30 protein-coding genes and 1 pseudogene are annotated in these 25,945 nt (G+C 35.7%); 7 read left to right on the top strand and 24 right to left on the bottom strand.

The window, feature by feature from the left end; all coding sequences use genetic code 11:
• Positions 1-9: 9 nt before the first annotated feature.
• The 6 genes from TR08_RS03840 to TR08_RS03815 all read right to left on the bottom strand — a co-directional run bounded on the left by TR08_RS03840 (position 10) and on the right by TR08_RS03815 (position 4,883).
• A complete protein-coding gene (locus TR08_RS03840; RefSeq protein WP_045515858.1) occupies positions 10-465 on the bottom strand; it encodes a MarR family winged helix-turn-helix transcriptional regulator in 456 nt (151 codons plus the stop codon).
• Between the two features lie 108 nt (positions 466-573).
• Positions 574-1,149, bottom strand: coding sequence for a cupin domain-containing protein (locus tag TR08_RS03835; protein WP_045515857.1), 576 nt, complete (start codon positions 1,147-1,149; stop codon positions 574-576).
• A gap of 149 nt (positions 1,150-1,298) precedes the next feature.
• On the bottom strand, positions 1,299-2,429 hold the full coding sequence (locus TR08_RS03830; RefSeq protein WP_045515855.1) for an MBL fold metallo-hydrolase: 1,131 nt from the start codon (positions 2,427-2,429) through the stop codon (positions 1,299-1,301).
• A 190-nt stretch (positions 2,430-2,619) separates the two neighbouring features.
• Positions 2,620-3,141: a GNAT family N-acetyltransferase gene (locus TR08_RS03825; protein WP_045515854.1), complete on the bottom strand. Its 522-nt coding sequence runs from the start codon at positions 3,139-3,141 to the stop codon at positions 2,620-2,622.
• 32 nt (positions 3,142-3,173) lie between these two features.
• The gene (locus TR08_RS03820) at positions 3,174-3,734 is read right to left on the bottom strand and encodes an AAA family ATPase (RefSeq protein ID WP_045515852.1); all 561 of its coding nucleotides are present in this window, start codon (positions 3,732-3,734) and stop codon (positions 3,174-3,176) included.
• Between the two features lie 369 nt (positions 3,735-4,103).
• Complete coding sequence (locus TR08_RS03815) at positions 4,104-4,883, bottom strand: hypothetical protein (protein ID WP_045515850.1); 780 nt, start codon at positions 4,881-4,883, stop codon at positions 4,104-4,106.
• Between the two features lie 363 nt (positions 4,884-5,246).
• Here TR08_RS03815 and TR08_RS32355 point away from each other — a divergent pair, with 363 nt between their 5' ends.
• Positions 5,247-5,402 (top strand): hypothetical protein, encoded by a 156-nt coding sequence (locus tag TR08_RS32355; RefSeq protein ID WP_193747668.1) that lies wholly within the window; start codon positions 5,247-5,249, stop codon positions 5,400-5,402.
• A 61-nt stretch (positions 5,403-5,463) separates the two neighbouring features.
• On the opposite strand, the gene TR08_RS03810 is transcribed toward TR08_RS32355, so the two are convergent.
• On the bottom strand, positions 5,464-6,177 hold the full coding sequence (locus TR08_RS03810; protein ID WP_045515848.1) for a vanadium-dependent haloperoxidase: 714 nt from the start codon (positions 6,175-6,177) through the stop codon (positions 5,464-5,466).
• A 586-nt stretch (positions 6,178-6,763) separates the two neighbouring features.
• Between TR08_RS03810 and TR08_RS03805 the strand changes: the two genes are divergently transcribed.
• Both TR08_RS03805 and pdxR read left to right on the top strand, forming a co-directional pair.
• The gene (locus TR08_RS03805) at positions 6,764-7,090 is read left to right on the top strand and encodes a hypothetical protein (protein ID WP_045515847.1); all 327 of its coding nucleotides are present in this window, start codon (positions 6,764-6,766) and stop codon (positions 7,088-7,090) included.
• Between the two features lie 145 nt (positions 7,091-7,235).
• Complete coding sequence (pdxR, locus tag TR08_RS03800; protein WP_045515846.1) at positions 7,236-8,675, top strand: MocR-like pyridoxine biosynthesis transcription factor PdxR; 1,440 nt, start codon at positions 7,236-7,238, stop codon at positions 8,673-8,675.
• A gap of 38 nt (positions 8,676-8,713) precedes the next feature.
• Here the strand turns inward: pdxR and TR08_RS03795 are convergent, their stop codons facing one another.
• The 3 genes from TR08_RS03795 to TR08_RS33035 form a co-directional block, all read right to left on the bottom strand.
• Positions 8,714-8,905 (bottom strand): hypothetical protein, encoded by a 192-nt coding sequence (locus tag TR08_RS03795; RefSeq protein ID WP_045515845.1) that lies wholly within the window; start codon positions 8,903-8,905, stop codon positions 8,714-8,716.
• Positions 8,906-9,179: 274 nt separating this feature from the next.
• Positions 9,180-9,419 carry a GNAT family N-acetyltransferase gene (locus TR08_RS33040; protein WP_238579073.1) on the bottom strand — a complete coding sequence of 80 codons (240 nt, stop codon included), beginning with the start codon at positions 9,417-9,419 and terminating at the stop codon, positions 9,180-9,182.
• Positions 9,413-9,994, bottom strand: a complete 582-nt coding sequence (locus TR08_RS33035) for an N-acetylmuramoyl-L-alanine amidase family protein (RefSeq protein WP_045515844.1) — start codon at positions 9,992-9,994, stop codon at positions 9,413-9,415. Before TR08_RS33035 ends, TR08_RS33040 begins: the two co-directional genes overlap by 7 nt.
• Before the next feature lie 249 nt (positions 9,995-10,243).
• Here TR08_RS33035 and TR08_RS03780 point away from each other — a divergent pair, with 249 nt between their 5' ends.
• Positions 10,244-10,561 carry a hypothetical protein gene (locus tag TR08_RS03780; protein WP_045515843.1) on the top strand — a complete coding sequence of 106 codons (318 nt, stop codon included), beginning with the start codon at positions 10,244-10,246 and terminating at the stop codon, positions 10,559-10,561.
• A 44-nt stretch (positions 10,562-10,605) separates the two neighbouring features.
• Here the strand turns inward: TR08_RS03780 and TR08_RS33030 are convergent, their stop codons facing one another.
• The 4 genes and pseudogenes from TR08_RS33030 to TR08_RS03770 all read right to left on the bottom strand — a co-directional run bounded on the left by TR08_RS33030 (position 10,606) and on the right by TR08_RS03770 (position 12,460).
• Entirely contained in the window at positions 10,606-10,842 is a 237-nt protein-coding gene (locus tag TR08_RS33030) for a substrate-binding domain-containing protein (RefSeq protein ID WP_274520991.1), read from the bottom strand.
• Between the two features lie 280 nt (positions 10,843-11,122).
• Positions 11,123-11,587, bottom strand: coding sequence for an NUDIX hydrolase (locus tag TR08_RS03775; RefSeq protein ID WP_045515841.1), 465 nt, complete (start codon positions 11,585-11,587; stop codon positions 11,123-11,125).
• Between the two features lie 267 nt (positions 11,588-11,854).
• Positions 11,855-11,971 (bottom strand): annotated as a pseudogene (locus TR08_RS33025) (conserved phage C-terminal domain-containing protein); the annotation flags it as partial.
• Between the two features lie 189 nt (positions 11,972-12,160).
• Entirely contained in the window at positions 12,161-12,460 is a 300-nt protein-coding gene (locus tag TR08_RS03770) for a BC1872 family protein (RefSeq protein ID WP_045515839.1), read from the bottom strand.
• Between the two features lie 319 nt (positions 12,461-12,779).
• Here TR08_RS03770 and TR08_RS03765 point away from each other — a divergent pair, with 319 nt between their 5' ends.
• Both TR08_RS03765 and TR08_RS03760 read left to right on the top strand, forming a co-directional pair.
• Positions 12,780-13,493 carry an ABC transporter ATP-binding protein gene (locus TR08_RS03765; protein ID WP_045515837.1) on the top strand — a complete coding sequence of 238 codons (714 nt, stop codon included), beginning with the start codon at positions 12,780-12,782 and terminating at the stop codon, positions 13,491-13,493.
• The gene (locus tag TR08_RS03760) at positions 13,486-14,691 is read left to right on the top strand and encodes an ABC transporter permease (RefSeq protein WP_045515836.1); all 1,206 of its coding nucleotides are present in this window, start codon (positions 13,486-13,488) and stop codon (positions 14,689-14,691) included. Before TR08_RS03765 ends, TR08_RS03760 begins: the two co-directional genes overlap by 8 nt.
• 3 nt (positions 14,692-14,694) lie before the next feature.
• Here the strand turns inward: TR08_RS03760 and TR08_RS03755 are convergent, their stop codons facing one another.
• From TR08_RS03755 to TR08_RS03730, 7 genes are all read right to left on the bottom strand, one after another.
• Positions 14,695-15,282, bottom strand: a complete 588-nt coding sequence (locus TR08_RS03755; protein WP_045515835.1) for a hypothetical protein — start codon at positions 15,280-15,282, stop codon at positions 14,695-14,697.
• 463 nt (positions 15,283-15,745) lie between these two features.
• Positions 15,746-16,444, bottom strand: a complete 699-nt coding sequence (locus TR08_RS03750) for a polysaccharide deacetylase family protein (protein ID WP_045515833.1) — start codon at positions 16,442-16,444, stop codon at positions 15,746-15,748.
• Positions 16,445-16,648: 204 nt separating this feature from the next.
• Positions 16,649-18,391, bottom strand: a complete 1,743-nt coding sequence (gene pabB / locus TR08_RS03745) for an aminodeoxychorismate synthase component I (RefSeq protein WP_045515832.1) — start codon at positions 18,389-18,391, stop codon at positions 16,649-16,651.
• A 123-nt stretch (positions 18,392-18,514) separates the two neighbouring features.
• A complete protein-coding gene (locus TR08_RS32345; protein WP_193747667.1) occupies positions 18,515-18,670 on the bottom strand; it encodes a hypothetical protein in 156 nt (51 codons plus the stop codon).
• A 469-nt stretch (positions 18,671-19,139) separates the two neighbouring features.
• The gene (locus tag TR08_RS03740; protein WP_045515831.1) at positions 19,140-19,661 is read right to left on the bottom strand and encodes a cupin domain-containing protein; all 522 of its coding nucleotides are present in this window, start codon (positions 19,659-19,661) and stop codon (positions 19,140-19,142) included.
• 188 nt (positions 19,662-19,849) lie between these two features.
• Positions 19,850-20,449, bottom strand: a complete 600-nt coding sequence (locus tag TR08_RS03735) for an NADPH-dependent FMN reductase (protein WP_045515830.1) — start codon at positions 20,447-20,449, stop codon at positions 19,850-19,852.
• A 173-nt stretch (positions 20,450-20,622) separates the two neighbouring features.
• Positions 20,623-21,648 (bottom strand): threonine aldolase family protein, encoded by a 1,026-nt coding sequence (locus tag TR08_RS03730; protein ID WP_045515829.1) that lies wholly within the window; start codon positions 21,646-21,648, stop codon positions 20,623-20,625.
• A 158-nt stretch (positions 21,649-21,806) separates the two neighbouring features.
• Between TR08_RS03730 and TR08_RS03725 the strand changes: the two genes are divergently transcribed.
• Positions 21,807-23,186, top strand: coding sequence for a TrkH family potassium uptake protein (locus tag TR08_RS03725; protein WP_081954340.1), 1,380 nt, complete (start codon positions 21,807-21,809; stop codon positions 23,184-23,186).
• 58 nt (positions 23,187-23,244) lie between these two features.
• On the opposite strand, the gene TR08_RS03720 is transcribed toward TR08_RS03725, so the two are convergent.
• The 3 genes from TR08_RS03720 to TR08_RS03710 all read right to left on the bottom strand — a co-directional run bounded on the left by TR08_RS03720 (position 23,245) and on the right by TR08_RS03710 (position 25,918).
• The gene (locus TR08_RS03720) at positions 23,245-23,679 is read right to left on the bottom strand and encodes an SRPBCC family protein (protein ID WP_045515828.1); all 435 of its coding nucleotides are present in this window, start codon (positions 23,677-23,679) and stop codon (positions 23,245-23,247) included.
• Between the two features lie 767 nt (positions 23,680-24,446).
• Positions 24,447-25,322 carry an AraC family transcriptional regulator gene (locus TR08_RS03715; protein ID WP_045515827.1) on the bottom strand — a complete coding sequence of 292 codons (876 nt, stop codon included), beginning with the start codon at positions 25,320-25,322 and terminating at the stop codon, positions 24,447-24,449.
• 98 nt (positions 25,323-25,420) lie between these two features.
• Complete coding sequence (locus TR08_RS03710) at positions 25,421-25,918, bottom strand: hypothetical protein (protein ID WP_045515825.1); 498 nt, start codon at positions 25,916-25,918, stop codon at positions 25,421-25,423.
• Positions 25,919-25,945: the final 27 nt, after the last annotated feature.

Raw genomic sequence — 25,945 nt, 5'->3', positions numbered from 1 at the left:
TTTGGTCTCCTATTGAATATCCCAATCTAACTTTAATAGATCTTTAAGAATTTTTACTTGCTCAGTACCTATTTTTTCGGCAATTTTCTTCTCAAGTTGGGCTTTTAGAGCCTCATTTTTCTCGTAGCATTCTTCTCCTAAAGCTGTTAAGCGTATACATTTTTCTTTCTTGTTATTTTCAACATTATTGACTTCTACTAATCCTTTTTCAGAAAGCTTATGGATAAACTTATGTATGGCCTGACGAGAAATTTCTACGTTTTTTGTAATATACGAAATGCTGGGCTGTTTTTTATAAATTCTAGCCATGATATACCATTCCGAATTAGAAATATGAATCTCACTTTGATTGTTCCATGCTTTCTCTGAGATTCTACGGACCAAATTATGGCGTTCGCTTAAAAGGTCAATCAAATCTAAACTTTGTAATTCAGAGGTTGGGATCAACTGATTCACTCCAATCATAATTTACACCCCCCTACTATACAAAAACGAATATTAGATGTCAATTTGGTTGACATCCAATATCCTTGAATAGAAATTCCATATGGTCCTATCCTTCTACTAATCATGTTATTCTTCAGCAGCCATTGCCTCTGCTTTCGTCCGATGAACAGTACCAAAAGGATGATTAGGTGGTGCATAAATGGAATACAGTTTAAGTGGTTTATCGCCCGTATTGGTTACATTGTGCCATGTACCGGCCGGTACCATAATGGCATAATTATCATACACTCTTTCTCGAAAAGTTAAATTGTCTTTTGAATCGCCCATTTGGACGATCCCTTGCCCCTCTTCAATTCGTAGGAATTGATCAACATCAGGATGAACTTCTAAACCGATGTCTCCCCCAACGTCGATACTCATAAGCGTAACTTGCAGATGGCTTCCTGTCCATAAAGCAGTTCGATAGGTATTGTTTTGTTTCGTTGCTTCCTCGATATTTACTACAAATGGTTTTTTTCCATAGTCTTTTAACTCAATTCTTCTTGCCTCATTTAATGATTGCCAATAACGATATGGCTCAGCATACTCTACCTCAGGAGGATATCCCCAATACATATGCTGCATTCCTCTCCCATCAAAATACATCGGATCATTGCTGTAGTAAGGGTATGGGTATGGATACGTATAAGGAACATAGTACATTTTTCTCAATCCCTTCACCTTTTATCCATTCATCCTATTCGTTTTGAAAAGGGAAGGTACTTCGTATCATAGGTTAATTTTTGTATATACTCTGAAAAAAGAAAAAAGCGACTGCTTTTTTCGCAACCACTTCCTATAAAAATTTACAATTAAACTGTTGATTCCATTTCAATTGAGTTCCTAGTATTGTACAAATTCCACCAGTCTTTTGGTTCTGGCAAGCTGTCCGTAAGAAATACGGTCTCCCCTATTTTGGGAGCAATTATTTTTACTCCTTTTTCTTCGGCTGCACGTATTCCTCTTTCTACTGGATCTGTCCAGCTATGATAAGCCAACGTAAATGCCCCCCAGTGAATCAGCATCATGTATTTACCTCTTACATCTAGATGAGCCTGGACGGACTCTTCTGGCTGCATATGGATCGCTGACCACCGCTCATCATATTGCCCGCCTTCCATTAAGGTAAGATCAAATGGTCCATATTTTTCACCAATCTGTTTAAAGTGTGGTCCATATCCGCCATCACCACTGGTATAGATTCTGTTGTTTTTTCCAAGAATCACCCAGCCATTCCATAACGTTGTATCTCGATTAAGCACTCCCCTGCCGGAAAAATGCTGCGATGGAACGGAAGCGATCGATAATCCTTGCCATTCAAGTTCATCCCACCAGTTACATTCACTGATTCTTTCTTTATCTACACCCCACTTGATTAAGTGAGCAGCTACACCAAGTGGCACAAAGAACTGTCCCACTATTTCTTTTAATTTTATGATCGAGGCATAGTCCAAATGATCGTAATGATCATGGGTTATCAAGACTGCGTCGATTGGAGGCAGCTCATCAATAACATCTAACAAATCCTTACTGTAACGCTTGCTGCCTATAAAAGGTACCGGTGATGGGGATGGTCCAAACATCGGGTCAATTAGTATTTTTTTATCATCTACATTTAAAAGGAAAGTGGAATGACCAAACCAAGTCAAGCTATCCTCGTTACTTTTTATTTTTTTCCAATCGAGAGAAATTGGAATGAGGTTTGTTGGTTTGCGATCCTTTCTTCCTGACATTGAATCTTTCATTAACGAAAGAATCGTAGAAACACCCATCTTCATTTCCGTGGGGCTTTGATTAACAAATTTACCATTCTTATAATGATCGAAATAACGATACCGCTCACGATCACTGTTACTAATGCTTCCTCCAAACAAGGGGTGCATGTTTACAAAAAGAATGATACTAATTGTTAACACAACCAAAATAACAAGTAGATAGATCATTATGATTGTTGTTCTCCCTTCCATATGCTCATTTCTTTAGCTAGTTGAATTACCCCTTGCTTCCTTCTTCTATCATATCTGACTAGGGGGTATCTATCAAATTACTAACAGGTAGCAGCAAGGTTGGAGTGTCTAATGTTTTAATGTTGGTCATGTTTTATGCACTCTTTATTAAAAAGTATTTTTAACTTTATAAATACTTCTCCATGCGGATATCAAACCACATTTTATCAGCCCAATAAGTGAAATTTTCGATTCGGCCGATTTCCTTGTAGCCTAGCTTTTCATACAGCTTTTGTGCCTGTGTGTTAAATTCAAACACTCCCAATTCAACACGATTGAATCCATCCTTCTTAATCTCTTCTTCTAAGAATTGAATCGCATGAAAACCGATCCCTTTTCCACGGGCTTCAGGCTCTCCAATGGTAATGCCAATCCATGCGGTTCCTGCCTCTTTCTTGTATAGATGGTTCGGATCAACCATATAGTTCATTTCACCGACCAATTGGTCATCGAGATAAATCAGGTATGTATGATGGTGAACTAGTCTTTGTTTTACGTCATCCAGGGTCATGGTCTCACGGTGTTCCAATGCAGCCTTGTTTTGGTTTGGGCGTGTCAACGGGATTAATACGGGATCGTTATCCCAACGATTAAAAACCTCAACAAACGTTTGGGTAGGCTCTGTTAATTTGATGAAGTTAGTCTTCATAATGTTCTCCTCTTCTAAAATTCCAAAGATTTTTATAACTGAAATTTCTCTTTAATGACTTTCGCTACTTCTTCGGCACTCATGTTCGTATTATTAATTCTGATATATTTTTCTTTTGAAATTTCACCCTCTAAGGAATTCAATCTGTATTTTTCCAACGACTTCTTTAAATTATTTTCAGACCATTCAATGTTTCTTTTCGTCGGTTTATGCTCCAGTCGATGAGGACTTTTATTTCGTTCCAATCTTTCATCCAGATCTGCCTCAAGTTCGACGAAGTAAACAATGCCACCTCTTGACTCAAAAATCTCACAGACTTCATTGACATAGTCCCAATCAGATGGATGGTTGAAGGCCCAGACATAGGTGAAAATCAAACCTTCCAGATCGCTTTTTGCTACTGCTTCAAATATCTCTCGCCGAAATAAGCTTACTAATCTTTGACCTTCTTTTGTACTGAAATCAAAAATAGGAGTAACCATTTCAATCGTCATGTGATTATGAAAAAGCTTTAAACCGGTTATTTTAGCTAATTCCTGCCCTACCGTCATTTTGCCAACAGCCTGTGGACCAAATACTAAAACAAATTTCATAATATCCTCCTAAAATATCCATAAACTACGAAGTTAATAAATTCTATCTCTATTACAATATTCCTTCTTTTACATGTAAACATTAATTGGTATTGGACTTTTTTAATTACATGGGTTGTGTCTTTATTTGCTTAGTTCTTTTTTATCGTTGTGTTCAGTTATCGTATAAACATAGAAGAAAAAGCCTTGATAGGATTGTTTCCAGGTGAGTATCCAAGTTATATTCAAAAGACTTCGAGATTAATCCCGTTTGTTTGGTAAAAAGGCATCTTATAAAAACCATACGTTATTAACAACGCTGTTGTTGTCGGAATCAACAGCGTATCCTTATGTTATTATATAAAACGAACTAAAAATCAATTTGCTCTATTAATGGGTTTTATCTATTTTCCACGTTACGGTAAATCTGCCTCGTATATCATCTCCTTTTACAACCACTCGATATACACCCGTATCTTCAGCATTAACCTTCATAGTCCCTTCCTGCACTTCTGTCATTCCGACCAACTTATCTTTCTCGTTTAGAACATGATACCCATGACCTCCCCCATTTTGATTGATAAATTCAATCGAAATGATGGCAGTTTGATTGGCCTGAACTTTAATGGGGATTTCATGTTTTCCATTAAAATATTCAAAACTTGCTGTATAGGATGAATCATCTCTCACTTCATTCCACTTAACCTTTTCTGTAAAATCAACATTCAGTAGAATTATAAAAAATAAGGGTACAAGAATGGCAAATGCAAATTTAGTACCTTTTGAACGGTCAGACAGATACGTTCCAAAATAAAATAGTAGTGAACACAATGCTCCAATGGTTCCTGCAATAAATGCAAATACATTGATACCCATTATGAGAAAAAACGAATATCCTGCAACAATATAAAGGAGAACTTTTATCCTGTTATTGATTCTAGGTATCTTCCATTGTAAGAAATCAATCATCATGGAGCAAATAACACCGTAACCAAAAATAATGATCCATATGTTCCAACTCGAAATGGATTCAACAAATTTATACTTATCAAATCCAGATGCAAGAAATAAATATGTAAAAAACAAGAAAAGTGTAAATCCTGCACCAGCTAGCTTTGTAAACAAATACGATATGATTTTTAATAGGTTTTGTTTCTGAATAAGTATCATTGCATCCTCCATGGGACTAAGTTAAAGAGTTAATAGCATTAAATAATAAAACTTTGCATCATAAAATGAAGTTTTTTGGTCGATCGATTGGTAAAACACATAATAATAACAAACATTGCTCCCAATATCTAGTGTACACATGTTGCTTTTAGAAGAATACTAATTTGTTAAAATCTCCCTTTAAATATAAAAATAAGTTTGAATTTTCATCATAATAAGCTACATCAGCCGAAGGTGTTCTGATACTTCTCCAATACTGTTTTTATAACTTACTTTTGCAGTAATAGAATTTCTTTTCACTTTTTGTAAACAATAAATTCAGTGTTATTTTTAACACAAAATCAATTGAAAGAAGTGACTGTTATGAAAAAAGATACATATTCCAAAGGAGAACCAACTCTTGCTGAAGGCATTAATACAGAGGATATATTAAATCAAGATGCCACTCAGGAGGAAATTGAGAACGGGGAATCCACGAATGTAACTGCTTTGACTTTAGATGAAAACGACCCTAGCTAAAGGTTTAAAAATATTAGTCAATATATGCAAAAGCGATGCCCCTTTTAGCATCGCATTTTTATTACCTTAATTGAACATTTTGCGCTCTTAAGACTTTTACAACGACTTCTCCGATTTGTCTGCCTAAATCTAATCCTTCATCGTTATCTACTTTAAAATGGACGCCCGCATATAAACGAGATTGTGCACTTACTTCCATTTTCCCCTTTATTTCAGATACCTCTTCTGGAAAAAAGTAACGTAATACAACCTCTGCACAACCTGCCACGGTAGCGTGTGCAGAAGGATAGGATGGAAAACGAGGGGTCGACAAAACAGGAGATAATTTAATGCCATATTGGTTTGGACGTGCTACGTCCCAAAGGTATTTAAAATACCACGTAATAACAAATGCATCATTTAATGAAGCATGGAGAAATCCTAATACCCTGGCTAGATCCGGTGATCCTAGCCTATGCTTGTCAGCTAAATCACAGGTCATAGTAGAAATTCTCTCCGTTATCTGCACCGTTCCCCAATATTTTGCAATCTGTATTTGGCTTGGCGTTAATGATTTTAATGTTGCCACTACTATGGGCATTTCTTTTTCCCAATTAATATTATTAGGATTTTTAATTTTCCAATTAATACGCTGACGAAAAGGGTCTAAGAAAATATTGTCCCTTTGTCTAATTATAAAAAACATCGGCCAATCTCTCGGTTCTGGGGATCCTAGAGGAGGATTTTCTTCCCCTTGGTAAGGATATTCTGACCACCTTCTGTAATTTGCTCGCATACATCATCCCTCCTTTTTCAAACGTTTTCTTTGTTATTTATGATAAATGAAAATGAAAAATGACCCATATTTCCACATACCAAATGGACAAAACCTTAAACCAGTTTAGAAAAAGTCACCTGCGGTGAAAGAAAAAGTCCGTATTTCCAAACCAGTTAAGTCGTATATGACTATTTTGAAAAATAAACATTATAGAGCATTATTAGTTAATGGGTTCCAACTTTCGCCATCTCGATTATGTTTGGTGTAATAAGATTGGTTTGTATTATGATCTTTATTAGGCTAACGAGAACAGACAAGATTGACAGCTATATAGAAGCTCCTGTTGTATCCGCTGAATGGTCATGAAGACCGTTAGCTTTGGAATTTCTACATTTGGGTCACTATAGACCTCTCATAGTGACTTTCCGCTATGACTTTTCAATATTTAGTTCACTTTTAATCTTTTATGAAAAAAACCATCAATTTACAAATGTTAAGTTAAACTATGCCCGCAATCAAAATGTAAAAATACTGTCACTGTAATAGAGTTGATGTTAGGAGTTTGAGAGTATAAACTTTACCTACTATTTAAGGAGTGATTAAGTTGAACACAGTTACCGTAGATAAGCTAACATTCAAGAAAACATTATCGATGATTGAGCAATTTTCAATCAAAGACTTCCTGTTTAAATGGGTTGGTCGACCACCAGAAGGAATAGATGATTTTCTACCACTTGAGTACACTGAATATGTCTTTGCGAAGATGGAGGCAATACCGGAAATAGCTTTTGTCATAAATGGGAATGAACATTTCAGATATGCGACCATAACAGAAGCTAATCAAATGGTTATAGGTTTTTTAGATTCGAATAATGAGTTAAAACATAGAGTCCTTTCTCTAGATGAAGTATTAATTGGTAAGCACTTTTAGGTGCTTACCTTTATTAAACCTTCGCTTTCCCCCTACACCCCCCTAGTATCCCTTCCATCGTACTTAAATTGATTTCTCCAAATGAATTATTAAATAGAAAAGTATACAATAGTAAGTAAGAGACTTAAATTAAAGGATGTATCAAATGGATTGGAAACCAGATAGAGAGTCAAAAATACCTATTTATAAACAACTTGCTTTATTTATTGAGAGCGGAATTTCGGATGGTACTTTTCCGCATGATAAACCTTTGCCTTCTGAAAGAGGTTTGGCTAAAGAGCTTAGAATAAACAGAAGCACGGTGATCGCAGCTTATGACGAATTGGAATCAAATGGGCTAATCGATCGAAATAGAGGCAGCGGAACAACAGTCAGTAAAGATATTTGGGGCATTTCCAAAAAACGGATTCCTAGTTGGAACAGGTACATTGAGGCTGGTTCGTTTCTGCCTAATTTGCCTGTAACCCAAAGAATACACAAAGAAATGGCAGAGCATAACCTAATTAATTTAGCCAGTGGGGAATTATCTCAGGATCTTTTTCCGATGAGCTCATTTAGAGAGATTACTTCGAACAGATCCTTTATTGGATCATTAGGATATGATCATCCACAAGGTAATGCGGTCCTCCGCCAAACCCTTACGAACCATGTAAAACAGTTTCGCAGTATAGAAACGAATCCATCATCCATTTTAGTTACATCAGGTGCACAGCAGGCTTTGCATTTGGTTGTTCAATGCTTGTTAAAACCAGGAGATGCAGTAGCTATCGAAAATCCTTCCTATCATTACAATCTGCCAGTATTTAAATCAGCAGGAATAAAAACCTATTATTTAAAAGGAGATCAGGATGGAATAAACCCAAATGATATCACTGCATTGTATAAAAAACACAGAATCAGGATGATTTTTTTAAATCCTATTTTTCAAAATCCCACAGGTACTTTAATGGCTGAAAATAGGCGAAAAAAAATCCTGGAAATATCTTCTGAGTATGGAATTCCGGTCGTGGAAGATGATCCGTATAGTTTAACATCTTTTACAGGAGAAAAAATTCAAACCCTTAAATCATTAGATCACTTTGGGAATGTTTTGTATATTAGCTCACTAACAAAAATCGTTGCTTCAGGCTTGAGGATAGGCTGGATTATAGGACCAAAAGCGGTAATCGAAAGGTTATCGGATGCCAAGCAACAAGTTGATTTTGGACATGCCAGTTACACACAATGGATTGCAAATGATTTTTTAGGTTCCAAGTATTTTGAATCTCATATAAAAAATTTAGTAAATCAGTTAGAAAGTAGAAGAAATCAAATTGTCAGCAGCCTACAAACCTATTTATTTGAACAGGTCGATTTTTATATTCCTAAAGGCGGAATTCATATCTGGTGCAGGATAAAAAATGAATTTAATGAAATTCAATTGCTAGAAGAGTCCATTAAACGAGGAGTCATCTATGTCCCTGGATCAACAATGGGATCTGAGAAAGGATTTGTTCGTTTTACCTTTTCACGGGAAAAAGAAGAAGATATTAATGAAGGAATAAGAAGGTTTGCAGATGCTCTTGATGCCGTTTTAAAGAAATGATAAGGATCAGGATTTATTCTGATCCTTTTAACCATTGATTAAGTCAACCAAATGTAGATCCCTAGGGAAACTAATGCTATAAAAATAATCACCACATATATTAATGTCAAATTGGTTGTATTCCTTTTTGTGGAACCGCTGTAGTTTTCATCAGGCTTCCCCGTTAATACTAGGGTTGAAACCACAGCAACAATTAAGATTAAAATGACTAATACTGAAACTATCTCCATGCTGCACCTCGTATTTTTTAGTAGTGCTATTTACTAATTAATAATAGCGCAACTGGAACTATTCTTAACCATCCACTTCATCTAAAATTAGACCATCCACTTTCGATTCTACGATAATTTTATCGCTTACTTATTCTCTCTGTTCAAACTGTTCTTGAATTATGAATGAAATCAATATCTTTATTCTTGATGACAAATAGAAAAATATAGCATAAAAATAGTGAAGGAATCAGTCCCTTCACTATTTTTACCAATTTAACTCTATCCCCAGCTATTACGACTGATTAAACCTCCCCATTAAAACGGTATTATAGTAATTTCCGTCGGATAGAAGTTTATCTTTTTTTAGAATACCTTCCACTTCAAAGCCATATCTTTGATACAGCTTTATAGCTTTATCATTGGTCTCGAGCACATTCAAGTTAATTTTTCTATATTCCATAGGCGTCTGCCCAATGACACATTCTTCTAAGAACTTTTTTCCTATCCCATAACCCCAATAAGTTTTTAATATGATGATATTGCTGGTTTCTTTTTCAGTCCATACTGAGTAACTAGCCCATCCAAAACCGCTTTTGCTGCTTTTTTCTGATACTTCGCTGTCCTCATTTTCATGGCTTCGTTTTGGTTGGTCATAAAGGCGAACTCTATTAATATTGCAGTCATTTTCGTTTCTCTTATCATTTGGAAATTAGCGGCTTTAACTCCGCGATTACTAAACCCTAATTCTCTGACTAGATTAGTTTGCACTTTTTCGGCAAGTGCTCCAGCCTCTTTTGGTCTCGTCATATACGTATACGTTTCAGTTCCACCCGCGCTGTTCCAACCTGATCCGTAAGCATTCAGATGGTAGTCAATATGGACATTGGCTCCCCAATTATTTATTAATTCGCAGCGTTTGGTAAGCGGTATATCGATTTTACCTGTAGGGTCATCAATCCGTTTTTGAGAGACACCTTCATAATTACCAAGTTCCATTATCACTAGCCCCACAATTTCATTCGTAACCTGCCATTCTTTGTATCCATCGGGAGACTGCTTCCCTGGTGTGACAAGCGCATGTCCTGCTGCATGAGATATTTTAAACATAAAATTATCCTCCTTTTTTTGAAAAAGGAACCTTAAATAGCTCTCCGGACAATCACAGCCATTCGATGGTTCCCTGTTCCTTTCACCCTATATATATAGATAAGTAACAAAAAAGGACAGGGTCAAAAAAAGATGCAGTAAAATTAATTTTGTAGTTTCTTATAACCCTGTTATTTATATCACTTCTTCCACTTTCTACCGAATGTAAAATCATATTGAATCATTAAAAAAATAAAGGAGGAAGTTGTTTTGTTAAAATTATTTATTTTCGTTTTAATCCTTATTACTTTGGTCTTGTTGAGTCTTTTTATTGATGGTGTGCTCGAGTTACATAAGCAAGAAAAGGAAGACAAAAAAGATATTATCAGAGACGGAATGGAAGGATATTTGGACAAAACGTTTGGATTTGGTAATGTAACCATCTTTAAATCTATTTTTGATGCCGATGGAAATACTAGATACATCGTGTATTTGCCAAGGTATGAATGGTTTAAATCTCCGAAATATGAATGGTTTGAAGTCTATGCTACCCAGAGCGGATTTAAGCACTATGCAATAAAAGGATGATATCCACGCAAAAGAACACCTCTTATGTTGAGGTGTTCTTTGTTTTAAACGGTTTTTCTCTCTATTAATTTTACAACTATCTCTTCGTGCGAAGGGTTTGTATCGTTAATGGCTTGGAGAAATAATTTTTTTCCGATTTCGACTAAGGGAATTTCTAGGGTAGTGATGTTCATATATTTTGCAATTGGTTGGTTATCAAATCTCAAAATGGCTAGCTCACGGGGTATTGAAATATGATGTGCTCTGAAATGCGTTTCATACTTTAAGCTTTGTTTATAAATAAAAGGAGGTATGTTACATGGACGTATTAATAGGGATCATCTATTTGCTTTTCTTGTGTGGTTCTATCCTGCTATTATCAGCATTTCCTATAACTCACAATCAAAAAAAGCACCTAATACAAAGGAAAACGTCAAATGATTTTTATCGTCTATTATTTGATGTATATTATGATAACATTCCTTTCAAAAAATAGATAAGGAATATCTAGGATATACTCATCTGTCTACAACAAAAGGGTGAAGCGGCCACAGTAACAGCTTCACCCTTTTCATCTTAAACTCAAATATCTAAGAATTTTGGAGCATCTTGACACCAACTCAATAGACCATTTATGTAATGGAAAGAGTAGTTTCCTTCTTGTTTCAATAGAACCGGTAAGTATTGAGGAACTAATTTTGCAATTCCTTGGTTTTCAGGGTGGAGAATCCAATCAATCGATTTCCATTCTAAAATACCTTCACGTGTTTTTTTAGGTGTTTCATAGATGAAAGCAGGGTCTACTTCGTATAAATACACATATAACCCATTGGCTGTTTCCCAGGTTACAGTCCCTTTAGAAAAATAGTCATCAACTCTTATATCTGTTTCCTCCCAAACTTCTCGCCGGGCACCATCATCAGGGGATTCACCTTTCTCGATTTTTCCCCCTACTCCATTCCAAACTCCCATTAAAGGATCTTTCTCTCGATTTAACATAAGTATTTCATTTCCTTTTTTCACAAAACAAACCGTATACTTAAACATTTAACACCTCTATTAGTAATCTTACATTCATTATAAATTTTCATAGTGGTACAATCAAAATATTAGTAAATTCTCATGTAATTTTTCAAAAGAATATTCTTTTAAAGGCAAATACCAGCAATCAATTTACTGATGATTGAATTCAAATTGCACGTAAAAGACCTTATTAGATCCATTAGTGTGTAAATCTCTTTCCTTGTCATCTAGATTAAAATCCTCCTCGGAGCAATTTCTTATAGCCACTTGCTGATTGAGATAAAATTCAAACTATGTTCCGAACAGTGTCTCTGGTCGTAAAAACTTGTTCCAATTAGGGTCACCCTGCCATTCTGCTGCTTTTAAATCTATCACTTTTATAAAATCATCAAGCACAAATCCTTCACTATACCTAGCTTGATAGAAAAAAGGTAGAAAAGGACATGATCAGAAAAAATATTTTTTTGATATGAGGTAAAATTTTGGATTGGCACGTAATATTGAAATTTGGCACGAGTATTTTTTAAATCGGCATGATACTGAAATTTTTACATCTAAAAAGGACACGGGGTATGACCGAGTCCTCTACTAGTTTTTCTATAACCATCCATCATCTATCGTACTATTGTCGGCGAGAGAGAATGCTGCATTCGTGATCGCTTGTGCTAACGTATCACCATTTTCGCAAACGTCATTAAACCAAACCTCATGTTCCTCTGTTGCTGTATATGTATAGCCAAAACTTTTTAACCTCTCAACAATTAAAAGCGCATGGTCAAGACTTTCCTCAGGTTGAAAATCATATATGAAAACACCTTGTTCTGGATCATACCATCTATCCCATCGATTTAATTTCCAGCCTAGTATTCTACGTGCGATTACCTCTGTTTTGTTCATATCCACCAACCTCTTTTATTCTCTATATATTACTATTTTACCATTCTTCCGTATAACCAAGTATTTCAATATTGTGGACATTTTTTCTTTTTAAGAGCATAGAAAAAAGGACCTGATGAGGTCCTTCGTTTAACTATTATTTTAGTAACTTCTCAATATCATTTTCCAATTCTTCAGGTAAAGTTCCTGGAAAATAACGATTATCAACATTGCTACCATTCTACAAGATACAATCGTAAACCTTCATGATTCTATTTCATCAAAAAATACAAAACTTTTTTGATCATAAACCGTATGATTATGTGTAGGAGGAATGCTAATGAGTTTATTACAAGTAGATATCCAGTCAGCTGGTTATGAAAAAGACAATGACATCATACAAGATATTCATTTCTCGCTTGAAAAAGGTGAGCTCGTTGGCTTAATTGGACCCAATGGCGCAGGAAAAAGTACAACCATCAAAACAATTTTAGGTCTGCTAGGAAATATAGTTGGAACCGTATATTTTAGTAATGACACAACATACTCTTATATTCCGGAACGTCCCATTTTTTATGATGAGCTAACTTTATGGGAGCACCTTGATTTTGTGTCTTCGGTTGAAGGGCTGCCAGACCAGCCATTTAAAGAAAAAGCGAACGAATTACTTGAATTATATAATCTAGCGGACCATGCTCATGAATTTCCAATCAAGTATTCAAAAGGAATGCAGCAAAAAGCGATGCTGATTTTGGCGATGATCACGAATCCCTCTTTTTATATTATTGATGAGCCTTTTATTGGTTTAGATCCAAATGCGATGAAGCTTTTTCTAGCTTCTATCCAGAAAGAACGTACTCGTGGCGCTGGAATTCTTATGTCCACCCATGTACTAGATACAGCTGAAAAAGTATGTGATCGATTCATCATTATCGACAAGGGAAAGTTGATGGCGATAGGAACCTTAGATGAAATTAGGACTCAGTGTCAGCTTCCAAACGGTTCACTTTATGACTGTTTCCATCAGATTTCAGAAGGAAATCAAAATGAGTAGTAGTAAGCTTTTTTTAAATCGATTACTTAAAGGATGGCGCTATCAGTATAGCCTGATAAAAACGATCGCTGATTGGACCGTGATGCTGTATATTGTTTTGCCAGCGATAACGATTTTTCTATTTATTTACCGTTCATGGTGGACTGATATTCCAAGCTGGATTGAAAACGTTCCATTTTTTCTTCTATTCTTTCTCCTCTATCTTCTTTCGTGGAATGGAAACATTCGTACATATCTTGAAGCAGCGGACAAAGTCTTTTTGATCAAGAAGTTTAATCTTTTCTGGGGGATGAAAAAATGGGGGTATGGCTATACACTTGTATATCAAGCAGTAATCACAATTGGAGCGATAGTCGTTCTTCTCCCCTTTCTCCTTAACCATTATCATTTTGAGTGGAAGCAAATTGGAATTCTCATGTTTTACTTTATTTCCTTAAAAACAGTTTTGATGTTGGTTAAGTATCATTTGGTAAAAATCGAAACTAGATTTAAAAAAATTGCATGTAGTGTTATAGCTTTTATCTTAGCAAGCTGGTTGAGTCAACTGATTTATTACTTGTGGGAAATAGGAATATGGCTCCCGATATATATTGGTGGATCGCTAATAATGTTGATTGCAATCTATCTAAGTTTGCGGACAATAATAAAACTGAGTTCAATCGATCATGAAGTGGATATGGAACAAACGAATAAAACTCGGAACATTCAACTTATTTTTACAATGGCACCAGAAATCGAAAAGCCGGTGGTAACAAAAAGAACGAAGCCTCTTTTCTTTCGCAATTCTAAACGTATTTTCAAAGAACGTTCACAAAGTAATGGCTTTATCGAATTGTTCATAAAAGTCTTTTTAAGAAATTACTCGTATGTAAGTGGCTATCTTGTCATGATTAATGTCACAACTTTTGCCATCGTCTTGTTACCGCCTATTTGGATTAAAGTCACAATCTTTTTAGGTTATTTATTCATGATGTACTTCTGGATTTCTCTTATTTGGGATAAAATCATGGGAACAAACCCGATAATGAAAAAATATCTCGAACACCCTTCCTACTTTACAGCTAAAAGAAAAGTCATTTTGGTTTTATTCATAATCGCGATTTTGCTACTGCTACTATATTTCTTGGTTGCCGTAACAGTTACGTCAAAGTTAGGATTGATGTCTGAATTCGCAGTACTATCATCAATAAGTAAATGACAATTAAAATAGACAGGCGTTTTTGGAATGATAAATGAATGGCTCAGTCAACCGAACTGAGTCATTTTCATTATGATAATCCTTTAGCTTTCCTTCATACACTAATTGAAATTTAGAAATACTTTGTAAATCATATGGTGCTACTAGTGACAGTGGCTTCTCAAAATCAATGATGTTAGACTCCTTTAGTACATAAGCAACAAATTGAGAACAGAAGAAAGCATTTTTTCTTTTTATTGGCTTATTAAACATAACACCGAATAATCCTAAAAAATTATACCGATAATGTTTCTTTTGTGTTTCAATTTCTTGTAAATAGTGATTCATCTTTTGAAAATGAACCTCTGTTACTGTGATAGAATAAATGGCACAGTCAGCTTGTTTAAATAAACCTGCCATGACATCTTCCTTTACAAAACCTCCAATAAATGGGTTACGGGCTGTTTTTCTCCCAAAGCTATATACCTCTGATAAATTACTATCAAAGGCTATTGATGCATGATTATATGGTTTTTTCGTATATAGCTTTATCAATTTGGTTAAGAAGGAACCAGTATTCGTTAAAAGAATATACACCTGTTTTTCTATCATAATTAGCCTCCTTAAAAGTCGATCAAGAAAACCTCTCTGTATTTACTATACATAAAAAAACTTAAGAAAAGTTTTATAGAATCCTTAAGATATTCTTAAACTTTTAGGAGTAATTATTTTAAATAGTGGGGAGCTTCCTTCCTAAGAAAAGAATTACTCCATTTTATTAATCTTTGCCTAACTATCCAGACCCATTAGGTGCATAAAATTCGTTGAACAATACAAGACGTAGATTCCCTTCCAATCTATCATTGCCTTTATTATAACCAGCAAATCTTAACGCTTAGTGAGGAACTTTATTAAGATTTTGATAAGATTCCGGAGCGAACCGATTGAATTACTTTTAAAATTAGCTATATAAGAAAAAGCCGCCTAAGAATGGCAGCTGGTCTTAAAAACTTAAGGATTAGTCAGTTTAATAGATTTAGAATAATCATCAACAGAACAGTTTTAAAGAAACCAATCATAATTCCTGTAGTTGATCCACGGTCACAAATTTATACCCATCGTTCGTTAGTTTTTGTAAAATATCTTCGATTGCTTGGATTTCCCCACCTGTTTGATCGTACATTGGATGCAGCAAGATGATCGATCCTGGTATAATGTTTTCAATTACATAATTTACTTTTTCATCTGCACTTGTGTAATACGTATCCGGTTCTAAAGACCACATAATCGTTTCTCTGTTGTGCTTATTTAAATAATAAGGTAATCCCACAAGTTTTTTTCCATAGGGAGGTCGAAAGTCGATTTCGCCCTTATACCCAGCTTTTCGAATCAACTCATCTGTTTTTTCAATTTCCTCTTTAATAAAAGTAGGAGATTTTAAAACCATTCTTTCGTGTGAATAAGTGTGATTTCCAATTTGATGCCCTGCTTCTACCAATTTTTTAGCTTCTTCAGGGTGTTTTACAATATCTTTTCCGATAAGGAAAAAAGTAGCTTTTGCCTTGTATTTATCCAATAAAGGCAGAATCTGATCCACGTTCTTTGTCGGACCGTCATCAAATGTTAAAGCAATGACCTTGTTTTCCGTTTCAACTTTATATGTTAAACCTCCAAATAATTGAAAGGTTCTTAATTTCGTTACTTTAAACATTCCTGCGAATAAAAGAGCTATTAATAAAAACCCAATTCCAATAAGTATTAACGTCTTTTTCATCTGTGTTACCTTTCTTTTAAAAGCTGTTTAATAATATTAGAATTATAGCATAATGCAAATTGTATGCCATTTCATTTGTAAATTTAATTTGAATTTTTGATATATTAACAAAAAAGAGGAAACAAACCATAGCGATTTGTACCTCCAATTGCAACTACCACTATTTATTATCATAGTGAGCTTTCCTATGAATGAAAGAGGATTTTATATAAATTGAACCTCTTTCCATTTTCGGACACTATTGATAAACCAAACTCTTGTTGCCTTATTTAAATCAGATTTGGTGAGTGTTTTTTCATAAATTCCCGCTATTTGTATTAATCTGTCACGAAAAGTTCCTGCCAGTAACCCGCTCGATACTGGTGGTGTCCATAAGGTCCCGTCTATTTCCAAAACAACGTTGCCATTTGTAAACTCCGTTAGCTCATCCGCTTTATTCCATAGCAGTACATCAAAAGCTTCTAGTGGTTTTTGTTTTTGAAAAGTAGAGTAAATCTCGCGATTGGTCGTTTTATGATACAAGAATAGATTGGTCTTATCCACCGGTTCATCGGCTAGTATTACCTTTAACACAGCATCTTGTTGCGAGATAGGCTGACCTTCAATCGTCAGTTCTCCATTTTTTTCTAAAAGTAAACGAACCTTTAACAACCCGTTACGATTTTTATCTCCAAACACATTTAAGGATCTATTTATTTTTTCAACTTCGTATTGATAACCAAAATACCGAGCTGAATTCTCTAACCGTTTCAGATGCTCCTCAAGCAAAAAATAATCTCCATTGTCTAGTAATATACTTTCTAACAATTGAAATTCCACCGGTTTTTCTTCTAACAGCTTTGCTTTCGCAAGAATCTCATGGTATTCCCCTTCCGATGTCGAATCCCAAGTAACTCCTCCGCCCACACCATAGACTGCGTTCCCAGATAAATGGTCAATCAGCACCGTTCTGATTGGTACATTAAAAATGGCCTCCTTGTTTGGAGTAATGTAGCCGATTGCCCCGCAGTAAACCTCACGTGGTTCATTTTCTAAGTCTGCAATGATGTCCATAGTGCTAATCTTTGGTGCTCCTGTAATTGACCCGCATGGAAAAAGAGCTTTAAAGATATCAACGAGGCTCGTATTTTCTGAAACCTGTGCTGAAATCGTAGAGGTCATTTGGTGAACGGTTGGATACTGTTCAATTTCAAAAAGCTTCTCAACGTTAACGGTGCCAGATTCCGCAATCATTCCGAGGTCATTCCGTAGCAAATCAACAATCATAAGATTTTCGGCACGGTTTTTCTCCGAATGAAAAAGCCAATCTGCGTTAGCGGCATCCTCCGAATACGTTGCCCCTCTTTTTATCGTCCCTTTCATCGGTCGTGTCGTAATTTTTCCATTATCTAGCTGAAAAAACAACTCTGGAGAAGCAGACAAAATACTATGTTCACCCGTATTTATGTAAGCACAATAATTAGAGTTTTGTGCTTTTTTTAACCTATTATAAAAAGCTAGATCATCCCCTTTAAATTGTGAATAGAGACGGATCGTATAATTGGTTTGGTATGTATCTCCGCACTGTATTGAATTTTTAATAGAAGTAATTGCTTGATTATACTCCTCCATTGTAATAGATGGTTTCCATTCGGTTACGGTAAATTCTCCAATGCTTCTAGGTCGGGGTTGTTCGGGTTCTGAAAAAATACCAAACCAGAACAAAGGAAATGTACTCCCGCTCTTTACCTTGAAGGCCGAATCAAATGCAGGTGCACTTTCATATGATAAAAATCCAGCAGCGTAATAACCTTTTTCTACAGCATCTTGAACTAGCTGAAAACTAGATAAAACATCTTCCACCTTGTAAGCGCTAATTACTCTGACCGGACTTTGGAACGTTAATGGTTTTATATTTCCTTTAGAATCTGCAAATTCAAATGTTAAAAGAGGTTCTTTTTGTTCCATACTTTTTGCTTTCACCCTTAAGTTTCATGATTTTTTTAAAAGAAAGGCTGTGTTATATTAGTCTGTTGATTTGCGCTCCAGGCACTTCGCTTTCCGCGGGCGGTACGGGGAGCCTCCTCGGCGCTAAGCGCCTGTGGGGTCTCCCCTGCCCCGTCCTCCCGCAGGAGTCTTCGTGCCTTCCGCTCCAATCAACAGTGTTGCAAAATCAACAATTGTCTTTAACATAGCCAAAAGAAAAGAAACCTCTTTCAGTTTATTAATCCTTGTTATTCTCGTCAACTTTTTCTACTAACTCCTCAGAGTACTCGTTGTTCAATACCAATGCTGTTAGGATAAAAAAGATGAACGGGAAAATTTTTACCGCTAATACTTTTGAATTCACTTGGATTACGGTAACTATAAATGCTCTATTGTTACCAATCTTTGATTTTCACTTGTATTATGGTCATTATTACTGCTCTATAGTTACCGTGCTTTAGACTTCACTCGGATTTCGGTCACTATAAATTCTGTATTTTGCTTTAATTGACATAAAATTTACAATTCATCAACTCTGTCTTAATAAACCTCTTCTATACTGAACTTAACAAGGACTCAGGAAGGAGTGGGTTGTATGCGCGAGTTCATGGTTAGAATTGTGATATTGATTCCTATTTGTATTTTTATGTAATACCAATGAATCATTCCTATCACTATCATCACGAATAATCCTCTTTGTTCATTCCAACATACTACGTAACACTCCAATTTAAACTGGTAGCTGTTTATATGCTAACTTCATGATGATTTCTTGATGTTGAGGATATTTATCTAACAGTTCTTTCTGTGTAAATAATTCAAAATCTCGGAATTCAAATCCTGGTGAAACCATACAGCCAACCAGTGAACATATATCCTTTTCACTAACAGATGATCCAAATATTGAATTTTTCTTCACTAAGACTTGGGGTACTTCGCCGTCATCAAGATTCATTCCTAACTTTATTTCCTGATATTCGCCACTTTCATCAATAACATGAATGCTCAAAGAACTCCCACCATGGTAGTACCAGAGTTCGTCTGACTTGAGCCGATGAAAATGAGACACATCTTCAGACGTTAAAAGAAAATAAATACTTGTATAAAGTTTACGTACCCCCTCGAAATTGACGGATAATTCGTTATCATTAATTTGTTCGTCTGACTCAAAAGTTCTTTTATAATAACCACCTTCAGGATGTGGAGTAAGTCCGAGCTTTGACACCCATATATGTAAATCATTAATACGCATGGTACAAATCCCTTCTTTTAGTAAGTTGTTTACCTCCAAGTATGAATGAACATCGTTATTTTTTCAAATTGATATCATTATCTTTTTTTACATGAAAAACAGCGGATTTCCAAATGTGAAATCCGCCTTTTTCTTCATTATGGGATACTGTCCTGTTGTTATTAGACCAACACTCTATTATTTCTGTATTATCTTACAGTTTTTAATGCTTTACTCCATTGCTCCACTTCACCAAGCATGGCATTGACATTATTAAGATGTAATTCTTGCGGTTTAAATTCAGAACCATTTACAAAATCCGTAAATAAGCTCAAAGTTGGATGTGTACGAACATCGGCAATTTTTAATTCACCGCAGATTCCACGTAAATGCTCAGCAGCACGGGCTCCGCCTGTTGAGCCATAACTTACGATTCCGGCAGCTTTGTTGTTCCAAGCTTCGCGTGCGAAATCCATTGCATTTTTCAATGCACCCGTAATGCTGTGATTGTATTCTTGAACAATGAAAACAAATCCATCTAAGTTAGCAAGTTTTTCATTCCAAGCACCAATTCCTGGTTCTGAACCATCCGTTGTGCCTAAAAATGGTAAATTGTAATCAGCAATATCGACAATTTCATAATTTGCGTCACTACGTTTATCAGCAATTCCTTTTACCCATTCACCTACTTGTGGACTAACGCGCCCTTGACGTGTGCTACCTAAAATAATTCCAATGTTTACTTTTTCATTTGTCATTGTTTCTTCCTCCTTTGTTTGTGTCCCAAATAATTTATCTAAAAAACCCATTATTCACACCTCCCATAGTATTATGATGATACTTTTTTACCTGAAAAATTCTTACCAAGTCCATTATAAAAATATTCTCTGTATTTTAACAAATCAAATAGTTTTTCTTCAGAAAAAAAGGATACTTTTAGGCTGGACTATCTCCTTTTGCATCCTTTTTTTATTAATCCATGTTATAAGAACTTTTTCAGATCCTCAATAAGACTCGTTACCTCTTCCTCTTTGGTTGCCCACGATGTTACGAAGCGAATAGCGGAAGAATCAGAATCTACCTTCTCCCAAATATGAAATGCATATTTGTTTTGCAGCTCAGTGATAACTGCATTCGGCAGAATCGGAAAAATTTGGTTGGAAGGTGAGTGTGTAAGAAACTTGACATTCGCATTTAAAAGTTGCTCTCTAATCCTACCTGCCATTTTATTGGCATGGATGGCCAAATCAAAGAACAAATTATCTCGAAAAAGTTCAAGAAACTGTATGCCCATCAATCTTCCTTTTGCAAGGAGCGCTCCTTTTTGCTTAATATGATAACGAAAATCTTCCTTTAAAGATTCACGGCTAATAACTAATGCCTCACCAATTAGAGCTCCATTCTTGGTTCCACCAATATAGAAAGCATCCACCAGCTTAGGGAGATCGCACAACTGAAGGTCATTCACTTCCGAACACAATGCAGAACCAAGTCTCGCACCATCCATGTACAAAATAAGTTGGTTATGTTGGCAGAAATCATGTAATTCCTGAAGTTCGCGCTTTGTATAAATGGAACCTATTTCTGTAGAGTTTGATATGTATACTAGCTTAGGCTTCACCATGTGCTCATCCGGATGGGCATCAAGGACTACCTGTAAGTCTGCAGGGGTTAGTTTTCCATTTTTGCCCTCAACAGATAGAATTTTATGACCTGTTGCCTCAATGGCACCTGTTTCATGTCCGAGAATATGTCCGCTACTTACTGCGATTGCTGCTTCATGAGGTCTCAAAAAAGCTGAAATCGCGATAAGATTGGTTTGTGTTCCCCCTGATATAAAGTGAATATCAATGTCATTTCGTCCAATTTTTTCTTTAATGAGTTCGATAGCTTTTCGCGAATAGCGATCTTCCCCGTACCCTTCGTCCTGCTCCATGTTTGTTTCAAGTAATGCATTCAGTATTCTAGGATGTGCCCCTTCGCTGTAATCGTTCTTAAAGCTGTACATTTTCTTGCCCCCGTTTATCACTATTTATATCTACCGTACTATATCATACCAAGATTTGGTTCAACCTATCAAAATAAAAACACTTGTTTCAAGTTAATTTGAGCACAATAATCACTACCACCTACGCTCGTCTTTTTGATATTATTACCAATATCAGTATTTCATTATGGATTTTTAAGGGAGACAAAAAAGTGAAATTATATAAAAGAAAAGGTAATTTAATTAAAATGCACCCTGCGCAAATACTGGTTTTGGGCTTCGGTGGTCTAATATTATTGGGGACTTTTCTTTTCATGCTCCCGATTGCCACTTATGAAGAGGGCCGTGGACTAAGCTTTATTGATGCTTTATTTGAGGCCACCTCAGCCGTTTGTGTAACCGGTTTGGCTGTTGTGGATACGGGAACAACCTTTACCTTGTTTGGAGAGATTGTTCTCCTCTGCTTGATTCAGATTGGCGGCTGGGGTTTTATGACCACAGGGATATTTATGTTCATTATCTTAGGGAAAAAGATTGGATTAAAGGAGCGATTACTGCTTCAAGATTCATTGAACGTATTTTCTCTTGCAGGTGTTGTAACCTTAGTAAAGCGGATCATTCTAATTACATTTATTGTTGAATTGCTTGGAGCTACTGCTTTAGCGATTCGTTGGTCATTTGAAATGCCACTTGGGAAAGCCATTTATTATGGAGTATTCCATTCGATATCGGCATTTAATAATGCGGGTTTTGGGCTTGAACCTGATAATTTAAGTAAATGGGTTGGTGACCCTACGGTAAACATCGCCATCACTACTCTTTTCATTACAGGGGGCATTGGTTTTACCGTAATTCTTGATTTATGGGCTAAAAAATCTTTTCGTAAACTTTCCCTGCACTCTAAAGTGGCACTACTCATGTCACTCTTTTTAAATATTGTTGGATTTCTAATTATCTTGATTTCCGAATATAGTAATTCGGCTACTATTGGAAACCTTGCTTTTGAAGATAAGCTTTGGGCTTCCTATTTTCAAGGCGTCGTAACCAGGACCGCTGGTTTTAATACTATTGATATTGGAGCCATGAATCTTTCATCTCTTGTTTTTATGATGGCACTCATGTTTATAGGTGCATCTTCTGGATCTACTGGTGGTGGAATTAAAGTAACAACCTTTGCCATTATTGTTCTTGCTTTTTGGGCAGTCGTGACCAATCGGGACAATGTGAACCTGTTTAAACGAAGAATTGCATGGGAATTGGTAAATAAATCTTTGTCCATCGTCGTAGCAGCTATATTTTTTATCTTTCTCATCTTTTTTTTACTAACTTTTACTGAAAAAGCGGATATGAGCAAACTGCTATTTGAAACCATTTCAGCCTTTGGAACAGTGGGATTGTCGGCAAATTTCACACCAGAACTGTCCCCATTTGGAAGGATATTAATTACCATCATGATGTTCATAGGAAGACTTGGGCCCTTAACTATGGCATTTGCTCTATTGAATCCTCGAAAAGAAGCCAAAGTAAGATATGCAGAAGAGAAAATATTAATCGGATAGTAAATAAAAATAAATGACAAAACACCTCATGGTTGGAGCGTGTTTTGTCATTTTTAGATTATTTTTCAAGGATGCCCTTAATTTTCTTCAAATCTTTCATGTTCGCTTTCTTCATCATTGGAGACATAAACGGTGAGAATATTTTTGAAAAACCAGTGGGATTTCCTGTATTTCTTAAAGTCATTTTCGTTCGATTTGCATCAATCTCCTGCCAAGTATAGATAGTCTTCATTGGAAAGGGTCCTTGAGCGGTTTTCATCACTAGTTTCTTTCCTGGAATGAGTTCAACAATTTCATACACATAGGCAAGTTCTCTACCGAGAAACTTTGCTTTAAAAGTAATTTGAGAACCTATCACGAGTGGTTTTGGAGATCTCCACTCTGCTGATTGAATATTTACATACCATTCTGGGGCATGATCCGGGTTCGCAGCATACTCTGATATTTGTTTAATAGGGCAGTTAATAATGATGTCTGTTACTACATCTACCATCTACAATTTACTCTACTTTCTTTAAGGATTACAAAACATGCGCCTAGAAAGTCACGTGTTTTTCATGTGACCTTATGGTAACATGTTGTATAACTTTGGGCAAGGACATAGATTTAACCCTTTATGATCGCTATAATGAAAAAAGGAAATAAGCGAAAAAATCAAAACACCGTCCATTGAAGACAGTGTTTTGTTTTTAATCGACTAATTTTTTGAAACTTGTTTTAGATTTATACCAATTATGCAGTAAATCCTTTACTGTTTAAATTAATGTGAGCTTTTTGTCTTAGTAATCTTATCTTCTGTTTTTTTGTTAATCTTCTCCAGAACCTTACTTTGAAATACATAAAAAGCCCTCCTATAAATAACTACGATTGGAGCCCCTCCAAATATACTTCTACACATTTCTACTCATTTTTATCTATTGAATTCTTATCTTCTATATTTTTTGTAATTGTATTTTTATTTTACCAAACATATTATTTATTGAAAAATCAAAAAAACTGACCATTTTTAACTTTTTGTTACAAATTTCACTGTAAAATTCATAATAAACATCTCATTAAAAAAATCTTTACTAGAAAACATCCAATTAATGTCGAAACATATTTAGAAAATTACGATAATATATGTCTATATTGTGAACTATAAAGTAACCCATCGTGCAGGTTTATGTCTAATTTTACCTAATCAAACTTATAGTAGTTGGACAGAGCCGTAATAAACAAAGAATCTATTTTCGTAAAGAAAATAGATTCAGGTATTTGTTAATTTTTTTGGGAAACTGGGACCCAAATTTCACTTCTAAATGTTGGTGAGGAAACGTCTTTATGCTGATTCCACAATATTTCTGGTCCGACTGCTAGTTCATAATTCGATGTAGGAAACCATTCTGAATAGATTCGGCCCCATACATTCTGCAGCGTATCCGGAAATGGTCCTATTGCTTCAAAAACTGCCCAAGTTAAGGCTGGGACTTCAAGTTTCGTTAGATCCTCGGGGCACTCTTTATTGGTTGCCACTCCGATATAATGATCTAACTCCCCTTTTTCCTCCATTCGCCCTTCTGAAAAATTCGTCGACGCGCTAAGCAATCCTACAGGCTCAACATTAGATAATTGTTTTAGCGTGTTAATTTTCTCCATATCTAAGCTTTTCCACATTGCGGCAATCTCTGGATTTACTCCGTTGAAAATTATCGGAACTCTCTTCTTAATTCCGACTAGATGAAATGCTTCTTTTTCGACAATTCGATAGTTCATTTCATTTCCCCCTTGAATAGATAAATGAAAGGTCATTCTTGGAAAAGCTTTCAATGACTGCCCATTATTCCTGGCTTCCGATGGGGTGATTCCATGCAAACTTTGAAAAGCTCTTGTAAAGGAATCTGGTGAGCAGTACCCATATTTAATGGCTATATCCAATATCCTCACATTACTATTTATCAATTCAAAGGCGGCACGGGAAAGACGCCTGCGACGAATATATTCCGACAGCGAAACACCCGCAAGATAAGAAAACATTCTCTGAAAATGATATTCCGAGCAAAAAGCGACCCTAGCCACTTCTTTAAAATCAATATCACTCGTCAAATTTTCTTCTATATATCCTAATGCTTCATTCAATCTTTTTATCGATTCCATCAAATGACCTCCTTTCTTCAATTAGAATAGCAGAAATAAAATGAACCAATCCGACTTTTTCTGCACAGATTTGCATGTATAAATGGTGCCTGTCACCATTATTGGGACTCTGGCTGTTTTTCTTTTGTTTCTGCGTTGTGGGATTGCTGCTGATTGGTTTTGAATATATCTTTTGATACAGCGTTAAGTTTGTTTACGAAGCGGTTGAAACCGAACCCCACAAAGAAGGCAAGGCTTATTTGCGCATATGGAGTATCGTCAAAGTCGACGAATTCAATTAATAAGATTCCGCTTTGGATTAAGGTGACTGCCACTATCGCTGTTCCAGTTGCGAATATCGGGTAAAAAATGTACATAATCCACTTCCGGTGATCGTTTAAATCATCCTCCATATAGTGCGAGCAAAACATGTAAAGGTGTCGGAGTGAACCTCCGATCGATCCAGCGAAAAAATAATACAAAAAGACCTTTATGTCATCAATAAAGGGCAGTGATTCATCAAGTTCTCCTGTCCATACTACACCTATAGCGATGAAACTCCCAAAAAACAGCAGTGAAAGATATAGTAGAATACCGGCTTTTAACCAATTACTCATCAAAATCACCCCGCTTAAGATAATGTA

This window comes from Neobacillus niacini (assembly GCF_000759675.1).
Lineage (GTDB): Bacteria > Bacillota > Bacilli > Bacillales > Cytobacillaceae > Neobacillus > Neobacillus niacini_A.
The sequence above is the reverse complement of the archived record's forward strand: the minus strand, read 5'-3'. Positions and strand labels throughout refer to the sequence as shown.